Raw genomic sequence first — 15,507 nt, forward strand, 5'->3', positions numbered from 1 at the left:
CCGTGCGTTTTTTGGGCTGTTTTTTTGGTGATATTTTTGTTTATACAGTTGAGCAATAAAAAACTGGCAACTTGTGATGCCAGTTTTGTTTTTGGGATGTTAATTAGACTCGATTGACATTGAATCTGGCATTTTCGCCGACGATGTCGATGAAGTTTGGGTTGAGATCACCAAGCTTGCCTGCACCTGTTAATAGCATGGCGGTTTTTAGATCGTTAGCAAGCCAATCAAGAGTGGATTGGACACCTTCGGCACCACCCATCGCCAGACCATACAGCATTGGACGACCGACAGCGACCGCATCTGCACCCATAGCGATCGCACGCACGATGTCAATACCACGGCGTACACCACCGTCCAAGATAATTGGTACGCGGCGATTCACAGCTTTGGCGATTGCAGGGAGAGCAGTTATACTGGCAGGTACGCCATCGATTTGGCGACCACCATGGTTGGAGACTTGGATGGCATCTGCGCCAGCATTGATGAAACGATCAGCGTCATCAGCACGCAAGATACCTTTGATGATGACAGGCAGACCAGTAAAGTCTTTGATAAATTTGATGTCATCAACAGTCAGATTGGTTTTTTGGGCGAAGAAGTTGCCTGAGCCACCACGCTTTGGATCGTGATTACCAAACACCATGTCAGAGCGGAATGGACGACCCATGGCGATGAAGGCATCAGATTGACCAGGACCAAGTGCATCAGCGGTCAAGACGATAGCACTATAGCCGGCATTTTTAGCACGAGTCAGCAGTGAACGAGTGACTTGTTCATCTTTGTTGTAGTATAGCTGAAACCATTTTGGACCTGTAGTAGCAGTAGCAATCTCTTCTAGTGATGCGTGCGATGCGCCTGATGAGCAGTAGAGCGTCTTGGCAAGTCCTGCGCCTTTGGCGGTCAGGATTTCGGTGCCTTCATGCACCATGCCATGCACGCCCATTGGTGCAATCATGATCGGCATCGGTAGGGTGAGATCTAGTAGCTTAGTGGAGATGTCAATGTCGCTGGCTTGTAGTCCGACCAAGCGTTTTGATGCGATGCGATAGTCATCAAAGGCACGGCGGTTTTCACGCAGTGTCCATTCATCGCCAGCGGCACCAGAGACGAATTTATAGCCGGCTTCTGGGATGACTTTTTTAGCTTGTTCTTCAAGTAAGTTTAGATTGACGATATTGATTTTGCCTTGTCGAGTACTTGCACCGTAGGCAGTCTTGGCGAGTGTAGGCGTACTAGCAGTAGGGGCGACGGTGGTGGCCACGCCATTACCTGCGGCCAAAGCAGCCTTACTCATCAAAGGCAGTGTGGCAAGCCCAATGCCAGTGGCGGTCAGCAGCTTGCGGCGAGAAAGTGAAATGCTGTGATCGTCTTGTACTATCGTTTTGTTATTTTCCATGATAATTCTCGATAAAAAGTTAATTTATTTTATATAGTTTATTTTAGATAACCGCTGAATTAATCCGCTCAAGGCTATCGTGTGATATGATATACCCATCAGTAGATCTATGCAACAAATAATATATTTCTATTTAATCAATGAAATTAACAATAAAGTCACAAAATCCTTGTGGAATGTGTAACAAAGCGCAATGATCACTTGATTTGGCGAAAATTTTGGCGGAATGATGGGTATTTCGCCCGAATTTCATCATATTTAGCATGGTTATCGCCTTCAGTCAGGTGACAAATCAAGGCGGAGTGGTCACACCAGATTTATCGATTTAACGGTCTTGCTTGGGCTGGTCTTGCCATCAATAAATAGCGCTCATGCAGCTTACCAAGCTTGGCGTGCAGCTCATCGATCGTGCCTGTATTATCCACCACATCAGCACCTAGGCTTTTGGCGAGGCTTAGGCGGTCATCACGGCTGATCTGCTTATCGATGATGGCTTGGATCTGGGTGATGGCATTGGCATCACGGCGACTGGCGCGCTCTAGCTGCACAGATACTGGCACATCGACGACGATGAGGTGACTGCACAGCGCGAGCAGATTGGACGTTTTGTGCCGACCCTCAAACAGCAGCGGCACCGATAAGATGGCATAAGGTGAGGTGGCGTGTGACAGTTGATGAAGTATCTGCTCATAAATGGCAGGGTGCATGATGTGGTTTAATTTGGCAAGCTCATCAGGCTTATCAAAGACATAAGCACGCATGGCAGCGCGGTCATAGTTGCCATCAGCATCGACGACCCAGTCGCCAAAGGTGTGTTTGAGCGTATCCAAAATAGGACTGCCCTTGGCGGTCAAAGCATGGGCGATGACATCAGCATCGATGACGGCTATGCCCATCGTGGCAAAATAATCACTGACCGCGCTTTTGCCGCTGCCAATGCCGCCTGTCAGACCGATGACGATGGGCGGTGTGTGTGCTGAGGTGTCCATAGTACTCCTTTGTTGTTTGAGTGATTTTGTTGTTTGGGTAATTTACTGCTAAACTGTGAAAGCGGTGAGCTGTTGGCCGCTCGTATCTAAAATATCACTGCTCAAACAGCCCTAAATACAGCTGTGTGATCTGATCGCCATACAAAAGCGACAGCCAAGCAGCGATGATCAGATAAGGACCAAAGGCAAATGGCTGTGAGCTGCCCAAACGCATCTGATGCATGATGCCGACCAGCACCCCAAGCGTGGCTGCGATCAGCACCACCACAGGCAGCTGATGCACCCCTAACCAAGCACCGCAAGCGGCCAATAACTTGGCATCGCCCAAGCCCATGCCATCATGGCCACGCAGCAGTCGATACAGCGCATTGATGCCCCATAACGCCACAAACCCGATCACCGCACCAAAACTGGCATCGCTGGCACTGGTGATCAGCCCAAAGCCATTGGCAAACAAACCGATCATCCCCAAAGGCAGCACCAAGCGATCAGGCAGCAGCTGCACGCGCAGATCGATGCCGCCAAGCACCACGCCAAACCACATAAAAGCCAGCGACAGTGCGTACAGCATCGTCCAGCCATGCACAGCATAAGCCCAAACGCTCAGTAGTGCGCACAGCAGCAGCACAGCCAGCTTGCCTGCAGGGTGGGGTGCCTTTGGCGTCATCACTTCTGATGCGTGGTCTTGTTGTGTTGGATCTGTTTGGGTGTGTTTGTATCTAGTCAGAACATCCAAGGCATCGCGATGCCATTCATCATACATCTGCTCAGGCACGCGCACGATCGTGTGCCAAGCTGCCATCCCCAAGACTGTGCCAATACCAAGCGCCAACGCACCGATCATCCACTGTGACTGTATCATCCGCCCATCCCTAAGTTAAAAATCGGTAAATACATCGCCAGCACCAAGCCGCCAATCAGCACGCCCATCACCAAGATAATCGCAGGCTCAAGTAGACCAATCAGCGCATCGGTCGTCTGTTGCACTTGCTTGTCATGATGGGTGGCGACCTCATCGAGCATCTGGGTCAGCCGTCCTGCTTCTTCGCCCACTGTCACCATCTGCACGCTCATCGGCGAAAACAGTCGCGTCTTGGCCATCGCCGCACCAAGCGAGCTGCCTGTGGTAATGGCTGCCGCGATGTGTTGACTGGCTTGTTCAAATAACGGATGATCGCACGCCTTACCTGCCAGTAGCACACTTTGGGCAAGTGGTACGCCTGAGGCGAATGTCAATGCCAAAGTCTGTGCAAAACGGGCGCTGCCCACCGCTTGAATCACCGCACTGATGACGGGCAGTCGCAGCATGGCTGCCGCGCACCACAGGCGTAGGCTGGGACGGGTTTTATAAAGCCATCCAAACATCAGCGCGCTGATCACGAGCATACCGATCAGCCACCAAAAACTTGCCCTAAGCCAGTTAGACAGCGCCAGCACCCATACGGTGATGGCAGGCAGTCGCGTATCGATGCCATCGAATGTCACCGCAAAACTTGGCACAATTTTTAATAATAAGATGGCGCTCACAACCCAAGCCACCGCCATCACCAAGGCAGGATAGCGCAGGGCTTTGGCTAACTGAGATCTTCTGATGGCTTGCAGTTGGGCGTGCTGCGCTGCGCGCTCAAGCATGGTGTCTAGCTGGCCTGATTTTTCGCCAGCATCGATGAGTGCAAGGGTGATCTTATCAAACTCACGATGTTTGGCGATGGCTTGATAAAAGCTTGAGCCTTGCTCGATGTCGGTCTTGATTTGTTTAAGTGTGTTGGCAAGTTTTGGGTGCTGAGTAGTGCTGGCGGCGATCGATAAAGCCTTTGTCAGCACCACGCTGGATTTTAATAAGGTGGCCAGCGTTTGCAGTGCCAATAAGATGTGCTGGCGAGGGATCGATCGAGGTCGCTGCCAGCGCATGGTGCTGCTGCTGATTTTGATGTCGGTCAAACCCTGCTTTCTAAGCCGTGCTTTGGCCAAGATCGCAGTACTGGCGCTGATCTCACCACGAACCACTCTGCCGCGCGCATCATAAGCACGATAAGAAAACAGGCTGTCGGCGGTGGATTTTGGTAAGTTATCCACAGTCAAAGTACGTTGGGAGTCATCTGAGTTAAGTTGATGATTTAAATTGTCTTTTTTAATTTTTAGCATATATTTTTAAAACTTATCCACAGATTAACAGTCAGTTATCCACATGATCACTGGCTGATGACGCGATGCATTTCGCTTAGGCTGATGTCTCCAGATAGCACTTTTTGGATGCCTGCTTGTCTGAGCGAGTCATTGCCAAGCGCACGATTTTTTTGGTCGATGTCGGCAGCACTGGCACCAGATAAGATCAGCGCAGCGATGTCAGCGGTGATGGGCAAGCACTCAAAGATGCCGACGCGTCCGCGATGGCCGTTTTTGCATTTGGGACAGCCTGCCGCCTCAAACAGCACCATGCCATCTTGGATGTCAGCGCGATCAAAGCCAGCTTCTAGCAGGGCGTCGGCAGGCATCTCGATGGGTTGTTTGCAGTCATCACACAGACGGCGTGCCAGACGCTGAGCGATGATGAGCGTCAGGCTGCCTGATAGATGAAACGAGGGTACGCCCATACTGTGCAGGCGCGTGATGGTCTCGCTGGCTGAAGTGGTGTGCAGGGTTGACAGCAGCAGATGGCCGGTTTGGGCGGCAGCGGTGGCGATCTTGGCGGTGTCGGCGTCGCGGATCTCACCGACCATGATGACATCGGGGTCTTGGCGCAAAAATGCTCTGAGCGCATCTGCAAAGTCCAGCTGCACTTTGGGGTTGATGTTGACTTGATTGATGCCCTCGACATTAATCTCCACAGGATCTTCACAGCTTAGGATGTTTACCTCAGGCTGATTGAGCAGGCTTAAGGCGGTGTATAAAGTGACGGTCTTGCCGCTGCCGGTGGGGCCAGTGACCAAGATCATTCCTTGAGGGCGAGCCAATGCCTCCAAAAATTGCTGTTTTTGAACCGCGGTCATTCCCAGTGCATCCAGCCCGATCAGTGCATGCTGTGAATCCAACAGCCGCAGCACGATCTTTTCACCATATAAAGTGGGCAAGGTGCTGACGCGAAAATCGACAGCACGACCATCGGCAGTCGGGAACTTGATGCGACCATCTTGGGCGCGGCGGCGTTCGGCGATGTCCAGATGAGCCAGCACTTTTAGATAAGAGGCGACTTTGATGGCAAGACCAACAGGCGGTGTGTGCATCACTTGCATCATGCCATCGATGCGAAAGCGGATGCGATATTGATATTCATAAGGCTCAAAGTGAATATCAGAGGCCTTTAGGCGAATGGCATCGATAAGTAGCTTTTGCACGAAACGCACCACAGGTGCATCCTCAGCCACGCTGGCGTCGTTCGTGGGTTCGACTTCCTCGATCTCATCAAACTGCATGTCATTGCCCAGATACAAAGAGTCGAGCACCACAGACAGCTTGTCATCTTGAACCAGTATCGGCACGATGCGTCTTTGTGCATGAAAGCGAATGGTGCTGATCGCCTCAGTGTCATACAGATCGCTCATCGCCAAATACACACTGCTGGCATCGGCACGCATCGGCAGCACACGGTGTTTGATGAACAATGTCTCATCACAGCCGATGTCCACAAACGAGGCATCCATCACCAAAGGATCTTCGATGGGCGTATTTTGGGCTTGGCTTTGGATGGCGGCCAGTGTCTGCGCGTCCAGCAAGCCTTCGCGCACCAGATGATGCACCAGCGTGATGCCGCAGGCTTTGGCATCATGGCTGGCTTGATGGGCAGCATCAAGGCTCATCAATCCGCGCTGCACCAAAAGATGCCCAAGACCCGATAAGGCCGCTGTTAAAGATGTCGATACAGGTGCGTTCATGCGTTTTTTTGATGGATTGTTGATTGGATTGGTCAATAAAGATCTTAAGTGTGCGCCAAACTCGTCCCTTACGCCGCTGAGTTGGCAGTCAGCTTTGTTTGTCAAAATGGCGACAAGCTGTGATACAATAGCATTTTTACGAATGTCTTGACAACACAAAATAAGAGAATTTAACGCATTTTAATGATCTAAAGCCAAGCGTTAATGAAATTAAATAAATAAAAGATGTAATGATGACAACAAAAAACCATGAATCTCATTTTCCCGCCTTATGGGTAATGATGCTGGGGGTGATGGTCGCCATCGGCCCTTTATCGATTGATATGTATCTGCCAGCTTTTCCAAGCATGGCGGAGGATTTTGGGGTGAGTGTGTCGGTGATCGCCAAATCGGTGCCGGCGTACTTTATCGGGCTGGTGTTTGGCCAGTTGTTTTATGGGCCATTTAGTGATCGTGTGGGGCGCGTCAAGCCCATGTATCTTGGGATGACCATTTTTATCATCGCCTCGATCATTTGTGCCACCACCAATAATGAATATGTGCTGTTCGCCGCGCGTACGCTGCAGGCCTTGGGCGCTTGCGTGACAGCGGTGGTGACACGAGCAGCGATCCGCGATACCCTAAACCCTGTCCAAACGGCCAGAGCCTTTAGCCTGATGGTGCTGGTGATGGGTGTGGCACCGATTTTGGCGCCGAGTCTGGGCGCGATGATTTTGCAAGTGGCAGACTGGCACGCGGTATTTTGGTTTTTGGCAGGGTTTGGGCTACTCAATCTGATCTTAACCAAATTGTTTTTAAAAGAAACCCTTAAGCCTGAATATCGCAACACCAAGCCGATGCGCGAGACTTTTGGGCAGTATCTTAGCTTGATAAAAGATGGCAGGTTTATGTTGCCAGCTTTGGCAGCAGGACTGCTTCAAGGTGCTTTTTTTATTTATTTGTCGATCTCAAGTGAGCTGTTTATGGTCAATTATCATCTGACAGAGCAGCAGTTTGCCATCGCGTTTGGGACCAATGCATTTGGATTTATTGCATTAACTCAGGTCAATCAGCTACTAACCAAGCGCTTTGATTTGGTGCAATTATTACGCGTAGGTGCTCTGATTCAGCTGATCGCATCAAGCTGTCTGCTCGTACTTGGATTGATGTTTGGCGGGCAGGCTGATTTTTATTTGGTGTTCTTAAGCATCTTTATTTGTATTGCTGGATTGGGATTTACTCAGCCAAACGCTGCTGCCATCGCGCTGGCATTCCAAAAAAGCAGAGCAGGTATGGCCAGTGCCATGCAAGGGGCGCTGCAGTTTTCGGTGGGGATTTTTGGCGGCTTGTTGATCGGGTTATTTGAGTTAAATCCAGTGACTAAGCTTGGCATCATCGTCAGCATTTTGGTGATGCTTGGCACTTGGCTGGTGTTTCGCATTGACCCAAAAACCGATTTATCAAGCATGCAGTAGCATCGGTGTTTCAAGCTGGGTAGCAATTTAATCAAGGAGATGAAATGAAAGCTGTCATTTTAACCATCATGGGCGCATCGCTTGCCATCACAGGCTGTGCCAGCTTATCAAAAGCAGAGTGTCAAGTCGCGGACTGGTATCAAATCGGCGCTAAAGACGGCGCCAATGGTCATGACTGGAACCGTCTAGCCAGCCACACCAAAGCCTGCGCCAAAGTTGGCATCATCCCAGATCGTGATACATGGGAGCGCGGCCGCCAAGCAGGATTGCACAGCTACTGCACCCCTGCCAACGCTTACCGTGTGGGCAGCCAAGGATCATCGCTAAAAAATGTTTGCCCAGTTGAGCTGCAAGATTATCTCAATCGCGCCACCAGTTACGGCAACAGTATCTATCGACTTAGAAGAAATCTGGAGAATGGCCGAAAAGAGCTGAGCACCCTAAAAGATCAGCTCAAAAAACTGCAAGAGGGCGATAATCTGGAATTTAAAACCGAAAAAGAAGCGCGCGCTTATATGCTGCAATTGCCTGCCAAAATCCGCGAGCTTGAGGCGAATTTGGCGTATTATGATGCGCAGCTAGATCAAGCAATCGCAAACAATCCATTTCTCTGATCACTGCCAGCCTAAAAAGGACGATAATGCTGAAATTTTCGTCCTTTTTTATCACTTGTCAAAAATTTTGCCTTAATTTTCTGTTATAATAGACAGTATTTATTTTTTGATCATCTTGCCAGTTTAATGGCGTCATTTGCAAGGGTAAACACCATGATGAGCACCATCGCCGGTTTGGGTTTTTTGACCGATTTTCAAGCACAAAAATTAGCCGAACAGCTCAAAGACAAAGCAAATCTCACTGTGAGTGCGTTGAGCAGCCAGCAGGTTTATGTATTTGATGCACCATTGTCTGATAGCGACCGCAAAAAAGCCTTGGATCTATTGAACCAAGGTCAAGCACCAGAGCTTGTGGGTGCTGGTGATGGACAGGTACAAGTCGTGGTCGCACCGCGTTTTGGCACGATTAGCCCATGGGCATCGAAGGCGACCGATATTTTTAATAACTGTGGTGTGGATATTCACCGTGTTGAGCGTGTGGTGGTTTATACCTTGACAGGCGAAAATCTGCCAAGCCGTCTGCCACCTGCTGCCGAAGCCATCTTGCACGATCGCATGACCCAAAGCTTGGTTTATGAGCTTGGTGATGTATCAGCCTTATTCGTCGATGGCGAGCCTGCACACCTAAGCACGGTGGATATCATGGGCAAAGGCCGTGATGCACTGGTGTCTGCCAATACTGAGTTTGGCTTTGCGTTATCGAGCGAAGATATTGATTATTTGGTCGAAAACTTCACCAAGCTTGGCCGCAATCCGACCGATGTCGAGCTGATGATGTTTGCCCAAGCCAACTCTGAGCATTGCCGTCACAAGATTTTTAATGCTGAATGGACGATCGATGGTGAAGTACAGCCAAAATCACTGTTCAAGATGATTCGCAACACCCACGAAAAGCACTCTGAAGGCATCCTATCGGCCTACAAGGACAACGCAGCGGTGATGGAAGGCTTTGTGGCTGAGCGTTTTTATCCAACTAAAAACGATGCAGGCGAAGCGCAGTACGGTTTTCATAATGAACAAGTCGATATCTTGATGAAAGTCGAAACGCACAACCACCCAACGGCGATTGCTCCATTTGCAGGTGCAGCGACAGGTGCTGGCGGTGAGATTCGTGACGAAGGTGCGACAGGTCGTGGCGGTAAGCCAAAAGCTGGCTTGACAGGCTTTAGCGTCTCACATCTGCACCTGCCAACGATGCCTGAAAAATGGGAAACATCAGGCAAGGTATCGGCAGCTGACTATGGCAAGCCATCACGCATGGCATCGGCACTGGATATCATGATCGAAGGCCCATTGGGCGGTGCGGCTTTTGCTAACGAATTTGGTCGTCCGAACCTAAACGGCTATTTCCGTACCTTCCAGCTGGATACATCCGCTGAGCAAGACGGCAGCCAAATGCGTGGCTATCATAAGCCAATCATGATTGCCGGTGGCTATGGTAATATCAAGCGTAATTTGGTTCAAAAAAATGCCATCCAAGAAGGGGATTTGCTCATTGTACTGGGCGGTCCTGCGATGCAAATCGGTCTGGGCGGTGGCGCGGCAAGCTCGGTGGATAGTGGTGAGTTGGACGAAGGCTTGGATTTTGCCTCTGTACAGCGTGATAATGCTGAGATGGAGCGTCGCTGCCAAGAAGTCATTGACACCTGTTGGGCGATGGCAAAAGATGGCAATGATAACAACCCAATCGTCTCAATCCATGATGTCGGTGCAGGCGGTCTGTCAAATGCCATGCCTGAGCTTGTCGATGATCATGAGTTGGGCGCACACCTAAACCTGCGTAAAGTGCCATCACTAGAAGCAGGTATGTCGCCGATGGCTATCTGGTCAAACGAAGCCCAAGAGCGTTATGTGCTGGCTATCCGTCCTGAGAGCGAAAAGCTATTTGATGACATCTGTGCGCGTGAACGCTGCCCATATGCTATCTTGGGTACAGCAACTGCGGTGCGTCAGCTACAAGTCGATGACAGCCTATTACCAGAGCAACCTGTCGATATGCCAATGCAAGTGCTGCTTGGTGGTACGCCAAAGATGAAGCGTAGCTTTAGTCGTCGTGACACTGACCTGCGCGCCTTGGATGTCTCATCAGTGGATTTGGCAACGAGCATCAAAGATGTCCTACGCCACCCAACGGTCGCCAGTAAGTCATTCCTAATCAGCATCGGTGACCGCTCAATCACTGGCATGGTGACCCAAGATCAGTATGTCGGTCGCTACCAAGTGCCTGTGGCAGACTGTGCGGTGACCAGCACAAGCCTAACCGCCACCACGGGTGAGGCGATGGCGATGGGTGAGCGTGCGCCAGTGGCATTGATTAGCCCAACGGCATCAGCACGCCTAGCAGTCGGTGAAGCGGTGACTAATATCGCATCAGCACGCATCGCCAAAATCAGCGATGTAACCCTATCAGCCAACTGGATGGCAGCCTGTGGCGACGAAAAAGAAGATGCTGCACTGTTTGATGCGGTGCACGCAGTCGGCGAAGAGCTGTGCCCTGCGCTTGGTATCACCATTCCTGTGGGCAAAGACAGCTTGTCAATGAAAGCCAACTGGCAAGATGATGGCGTGGATAAGACAGTCAGCTCGCCGATGAGCCTGATCATCACTGCCTTTGCACCTGTCCAAGATGTCGCAGGTACGCTGACGCCAGCACTTGTCAATAGTGACTCGGTGCTGTATCGCATTGATTTGTCAGGCGGCAAGCTGCGTTTGGGCGGTTCGATTTTTGCACAGACCTTGAGCCAATTGGGTAATGATTGCCCTGATTTGGACAAGGCAGCCGACCTTGCCAATTTCTTTGCCTTTATCCAAGCGGCTGCCAAAGCAGGCGTGATCAAGGCATATCATGACATCGGTGATGGTGGCTTGGTGGCGGCAGTAGCTGAGATGCAGTTTGCCAGCCGTATGGCGATCAATCTTGCCCTGACTGATGAAAACCTGCTTGGTCAGCTATTTGCCGAAGAGTTGGGTGCGGTGGTACAGGTATTGCCTGAAGATGTCGATGCCTTTGTCGCATTGGCAGATGAGCATGGTGTATCAGCATTGACAAGCCTTGTCGGTGATGCCAAGGCGACACCAGCAGGTGGTGCAGGCGTGGATAAATTGACCATCACGACGCCAACGGTACAGCTTGCCTTTGATCGCAGTGAGCTACAAAAAGAATGGGCAAAAGTCAGCCATGCCATCCAAAGCCTGCGTGACAATCCTGCCTGTGCCGACCAAGAATTTGCCCTAATCAGCGACATCAACCATCATGGTTTGATTGCTGATGCCAATTATGACCTAGATTTGGCGGTCGAAGCACCATACATCAACAGCCGCACTAGCTTGCCAAAAGTCGCCATCTTGCGTGAACAAGGCGTGAACGGCCATCTTGAGATGGGTGCAGGCTTTGTACGAGCGGGCTTTGATGCCATCGATGTGCATATGAGTGACTTGATGAGTGGTCGTATCAATCTGCGTGACTTTGAAGGCTTGGTGGCGTGCGGTGGCTTTAGCTACGGCGATGTCTTGGGTGCAGGCTCAGGTTGGGCGAACTCGGTACTGTTCCACGACGAGCTGCGTATGCAATTTGCCCGTTTCTTCCATCGCCCTGAGACCTTTGCATTGGGTGTGTGTAATGGCTGTCAAATGATGAGTCAGCTCAAGGACTTGATGGTCGGTGCTGAGCATTTCCCACGCTTTAGAGCCAACAAATCTGCCCGCTTTGAAGCACGCACGGTCAATGTCCGTGTTGAGCGTACCAAATCAGTCCTACTAAAAGGTATGCAGGACAGCATCTTGCCAATCGCCATCGCACATGGTGAAGGCTATGCCGATTTGGATGATAAATCAATGGCAGAATTGGTGCGTCATGGTCAAATCGCACTACGCTATGTCGATAGCCAAGGCAATCCAACCGAACATTATCCACTGAACCCGAACGGCTCACCAGAAGGTGTCACGGGTGTATGTAGCAATGATGGCCGTGTCACCTTGATGATGCCACATCCAGAGCGTAATCTGCGTGCGGTGAATCATTCATGGAAGCCTGATGAGTGGCAAAATGACGGTGCGTGGATGCGTCTATTCCGCAACGCTCGAGCATTCTTGCGTTAAGCACAGTTTAATAGCCGAATAACAACTTGCCCCAAATCACTCATGGTGGTTTGGGGTGTTGTTTTGGGTTATTCATATTCAGATAGATAATTTATAAATAACTATATAAAAAATTCGCATAAATTAGATTAAATTTTATCCAATATTAACCAAATATAAAAATAATTTGACAAATCAATGAAATGTTATCAGAAATTTTGCCCAATTTATCTCAAAAATAACTTATAATTATAGGGTTTGCTCATGGGGTCATGAGTATTGCAATAATTGTTCTGATTTTCTTATAAATCATGCTTTGTCGGCTCGATGCTTGATAGGTGCGTGATGATGTTTTAAAGGAGAGTTGTGTGGAAATTACACTCAACGGCTACTATACGCTGATTTTGGCGACGCTGGTGTTGCTATTGGGGCGTTTTTTGGTTAGAAAAATCAAATTTTTAGGCGATTTTAACATTCCTGAGCCTGTGGCGGGCGGTTTGATCGCTGCGGTGATTGTTTATTCTTTAAACTTTTTCTTTGGCTATAGCTTTACTTTTCAAAAAGAGCTACAGACCGCGTGTATGCTAATGTTCTTTGCATCCATCGGTCTGTCAGCGGATTTTGGCCGTCTAAAAGCAGGCGGTAAGCCATTGTTGATTTTCTTATTCGTGGTGTCAGGATTTATCCTGTTCCAAGATCTGATCGGTGTGGGTCTGGCGACGGCACTGGGACTTGATCCGTTGATGGGTCTGGTGGCAGGTTCGATTTCTTTGACGGGCGGTCATGGCACAGCAGGTGCTTGGGGCGCCACATTTGAAGACAAATATGGCGTGGTGGGCGCAACCACACTGGGCATCGCTTGTGCGACCTATGGTCTGGTGGCAGGTGGCATCATCGGCGGTCCTGTGGCCAAACGCCTGACCAATAAGCTTGGCATTCGACCGACAGCTGATAAAGCCAACTTGTCAGATGTGGAGCAATTGGCAGACGATCAGTCACTGTATAGCACCAAGCATAACTTTGATGACGACACCGCGCACAAAGAGATGTTCGAGCGTCCTGATAACATCCGCCTGATCACGGCATCATCGACCATCGAGACGCTGGCGCTGTTTGCGGCGTGTTTGGCATTTGCTGATATCATGACAGGCATCGCCAAGGATACTTGGATTGAGCTGCCGACCTTTGTATGGGCATTATTTGGCGGTGTGGTGATTCGCAATGTCTTGACCACTTTCTTTAACTTTGACATGTTTGACCGTGCCATCGATGTCTTTGGTAATGCGGCGCTGTCATTGTTCTTGGCGATGGCGTTACTGTCGCTAAAACTGTGGGAGCTGACGGATCTGGCTGGGCCAATTTTGATCATCTTGGTGGTGCAGACACTGGCGATGATTGCTTATGCGTATTTTGTCACTTTCCGTATCATGGGCAAGGACTACGATGCCGCGGTGCTGGCAGCAGGTCATTGTGGTTTTGGTCTGGGCGCGACGCCGACGGCCATCGCGAACATGCAGGCCATTACCGATCGTTATATGCCATCGCATAAGGCGTTTTTGATCGTGCCGATGGTGGGTGCGTTCTTTGTGGATATTATGAATGTGGCGATTTTGCAGGCATTTATTGGTATCATCGGTTAATCACCCAAAAAAATCAACCCTTTTATCATCTGGTAAAAGGGTTGATTTTTTTTGAGATTATAGCTGTTTTTTTAGGACTTTAGAGTTGCGGCTGTGATCATAGATCGCTTGGCGTTCGACAGGCAAAGCATCGACCCCAACCTCATTAAAGCCTTGTTCGACGAACCAATGTGATGTGTGTGTCGTCAGTGCAAACAGCTGATGGCGACCGTGACTGCGCGCTTGCTGCTCCAAAAATGCCAACAGGTCAGCACCACGACTGCCCTTGCGATAGTCAGGATGGATGGCAAGGCTCGCCACTTCAGCCGACTGCTCATCGAGTGGATACAGTGCAGCACAGCCCAAGATGGTGCCGTCTCGCTCGATGACATTATAATGCTCGATCTCTTGTTCTAGGCGTTCTTGGGTACGACGGATCAAAATGCCTTGCTCTTCAAGGGGTCTTAACAGTTCTAATAAGCCAATCACATCATTGACCGTGGCACGGCGAATCTCTTCATAGGGGTCATGGCTGACCAGCGTGCCTGAGCCATCGCGGGTAAATAGCTCTTCGATCAGGGCGCCGTCTTTGGCATAGCTGATGATGTGCGTGCGATGCACACCTTCGCGGCAGGCAGCGGCAGCACAGCGCAGAAAGTGGGTGATCTCTTCTTGGTCATTGCGATCTCGTAGCAGACGATCGACCTCGTTTGGGATCATCTCGCGCAGCAGGCGACCATCACGGCTGATGATGCCATCGTCTTCGCCTAAGAAAATCAGCTTATCAGCGCCCAACGCCACCGCAGTCTGTAAGGCGACATCTTCAGCCAAGAGATTAAAAATCTCACCAGTTACCGAAAAGCCTGTCGGGCCTAAGATGACAATGTGGTTATTATTCAGATTATGGCGGATGGCAGCGACATCGATAGAGCGCACCTCACCAGTCATCTGATAATCCACACCATCACGAATGCCAAAAGGACGCGCGGTGACGAAGTTGCCTGAGATGGCATCAATGCGAGAGCCATGCATCGGCGAGTTGGCAAGACCCATCGACAGCTGCGCTTCGATCTGCAGGCGGATGGAGCCGACCGCTTCAAGCAAGGCTGGCATTGCTTGCTTGGGGGTGATGCGCACATCGTCGTGGATATTGGTGGCAAGCCCTTGTTTGATGAGGTTTTGCTCGACTTGTGGGCGCGCACCATGCACCAGCACCAGCTTGATGCCTAGGCTATGTAGCAGGGCAAAATCATGAATCAAGGTGCTAAAGCCATCGCGCGCGACTGCCTCACCGCCGAACATGATGACAAAGGTCTTGCCACGATGCGTATTAATATAAGGGGCAGAGTTGCGGAACCAATGCACTGGCGTCAGCGCTGGCACAGCCTCAGATGAGCTGATGGGATTCATGGGTACTCCAAAAGGCACAAGCGGTAATCATGCCGACAATGAGAAAATTTATCCAAAAAAATACATCTGTATC

General features: G+C 50.2%; 10 protein-coding genes. 4 read left to right on the top strand and 6 right to left on the bottom strand.

Translation table 11 applies throughout. The annotated features are described in order from the left end of the window. Positions 1-103: 103 nt before the first annotated feature. The 5 genes from AZ602_RS02805 to AZ602_RS02825 all read right to left on the bottom strand — a co-directional run bounded on the left by AZ602_RS02805 (position 104) and on the right by AZ602_RS02825 (position 6,365). Positions 104-1,399: an alpha-hydroxy-acid oxidizing protein gene (locus tag AZ602_RS02805; protein ID WP_199174077.1), complete on the bottom strand. Its 1,296-nt coding sequence runs from the start codon at positions 1,397-1,399 to the stop codon at positions 104-106. 317 nt (positions 1,400-1,716) lie between these two features. Beyond that, positions 1,717-2,388: a dephospho-CoA kinase gene (coaE, locus tag AZ602_RS02810; RefSeq protein WP_078318218.1), complete on the bottom strand. Its 672-nt coding sequence runs from the start codon at positions 2,386-2,388 to the stop codon at positions 1,717-1,719. 94 nt (positions 2,389-2,482) lie between these two features. Then, positions 2,483-3,250, bottom strand: a complete 768-nt coding sequence (locus AZ602_RS02815) for an A24 family peptidase (RefSeq protein ID WP_103033610.1) — start codon at positions 3,248-3,250, stop codon at positions 2,483-2,485. Further along, on the bottom strand, positions 3,247-4,533 hold the full coding sequence (locus AZ602_RS02820) for a type II secretion system F family protein (RefSeq protein ID WP_103033611.1): 1,287 nt from the start codon (positions 4,531-4,533) through the stop codon (positions 3,247-3,249). Before AZ602_RS02820 ends, AZ602_RS02815 begins: the two co-directional genes overlap by 4 nt. Before the next feature lie 47 nt (positions 4,534-4,580). Next, entirely contained in the window at positions 4,581-6,365 is a 1,785-nt protein-coding gene (locus AZ602_RS02825; RefSeq protein ID WP_227525156.1) for a GspE/PulE family protein, read from the bottom strand. A gap of 125 nt (positions 6,366-6,490) precedes the next feature. Here AZ602_RS02825 and AZ602_RS02830 point away from each other — a divergent pair, with 125 nt between their 5' ends. The 4 genes from AZ602_RS02830 to gltS all read left to right on the top strand — a co-directional run bounded on the left by AZ602_RS02830 (position 6,491) and on the right by gltS (position 14,045). After that, positions 6,491-7,714 (top strand): multidrug effflux MFS transporter, encoded by a 1,224-nt coding sequence (locus AZ602_RS02830; RefSeq protein WP_103033612.1) that lies wholly within the window; start codon positions 6,491-6,493, stop codon positions 7,712-7,714. Positions 7,715-7,758: 44 nt separating this feature from the next. Next, positions 7,759-8,328 carry a DUF2799 domain-containing protein gene (locus AZ602_RS02835; RefSeq protein ID WP_103033613.1) on the top strand — a complete coding sequence of 190 codons (570 nt, stop codon included), beginning with the start codon at positions 7,759-7,761 and terminating at the stop codon, positions 8,326-8,328. Between the two features lie 153 nt (positions 8,329-8,481). Further along, positions 8,482-12,426, top strand: a complete 3,945-nt coding sequence (gene purL, locus AZ602_RS02840; protein WP_103033614.1) for a phosphoribosylformylglycinamidine synthase — start codon at positions 8,482-8,484, stop codon at positions 12,424-12,426. 347 nt (positions 12,427-12,773) lie between these two features. After that, complete coding sequence (gene gltS, locus AZ602_RS02845) at positions 12,774-14,045, top strand: sodium/glutamate symporter (RefSeq protein ID WP_078318212.1); 1,272 nt, start codon at positions 12,774-12,776, stop codon at positions 14,043-14,045. A gap of 57 nt (positions 14,046-14,102) precedes the next feature. On the opposite strand, the gene argA is transcribed toward gltS, so the two are convergent. Beyond that, entirely contained in the window at positions 14,103-15,434 is a 1,332-nt protein-coding gene (gene argA, locus AZ602_RS02850; RefSeq protein WP_103033615.1) for an amino-acid N-acetyltransferase, read from the bottom strand. Positions 15,435-15,507 lie beyond the last annotated feature (73 nt).

Origin of the sequence: Moraxella sp. RCAD0137 (assembly GCF_002894025.1) — a bacterium.
Lineage (GTDB): Bacteria > Pseudomonadota > Gammaproteobacteria > Pseudomonadales > Moraxellaceae > Moraxella > Moraxella porci.

Excerpts from the sequence above, each read along its gene's own strand:
- coaE (WP_078318218.1), bottom strand. The coding sequence starts at position 2,388 with ATGGACACCTCAGCACACACACCGCCCATCGTCATCGGTCTGACAGGC.
- AZ602_RS02805 (WP_199174077.1), bottom strand. The coding sequence starts at position 1,399 with ATGGAAAATAACAAAACGATAGTACAAGACGATCACAGCATTTCACTT.
- AZ602_RS02830 (WP_103033612.1), top strand. The coding sequence starts at position 6,491 with ATGATGACAACAAAAAACCATGAATCTCATTTTCCCGCCTTATGGGTA.
- AZ602_RS02815 (WP_103033610.1), bottom strand. The coding sequence starts at position 3,250 with ATGATACAGTCACAGTGGATGATCGGTGCGTTGGCGCTTGGTATTGGC.
- purL (WP_103033614.1), top strand. The coding sequence starts at position 8,482 with ATGATGAGCACCATCGCCGGTTTGGGTTTTTTGACCGATTTTCAAGCA.
- AZ602_RS02820 (WP_103033611.1), bottom strand. The coding sequence starts at position 4,533 with ATGCTAAAAATTAAAAAAGACAATTTAAATCATCAACTTAACTCAGAT.
- argA (WP_103033615.1), bottom strand. The coding sequence starts at position 15,434 with ATGAATCCCATCAGCTCATCTGAGGCTGTGCCAGCGCTGACGCCAGTG.
- AZ602_RS02835 (WP_103033613.1), top strand. The coding sequence starts at position 7,759 with ATGAAAGCTGTCATTTTAACCATCATGGGCGCATCGCTTGCCATCACA.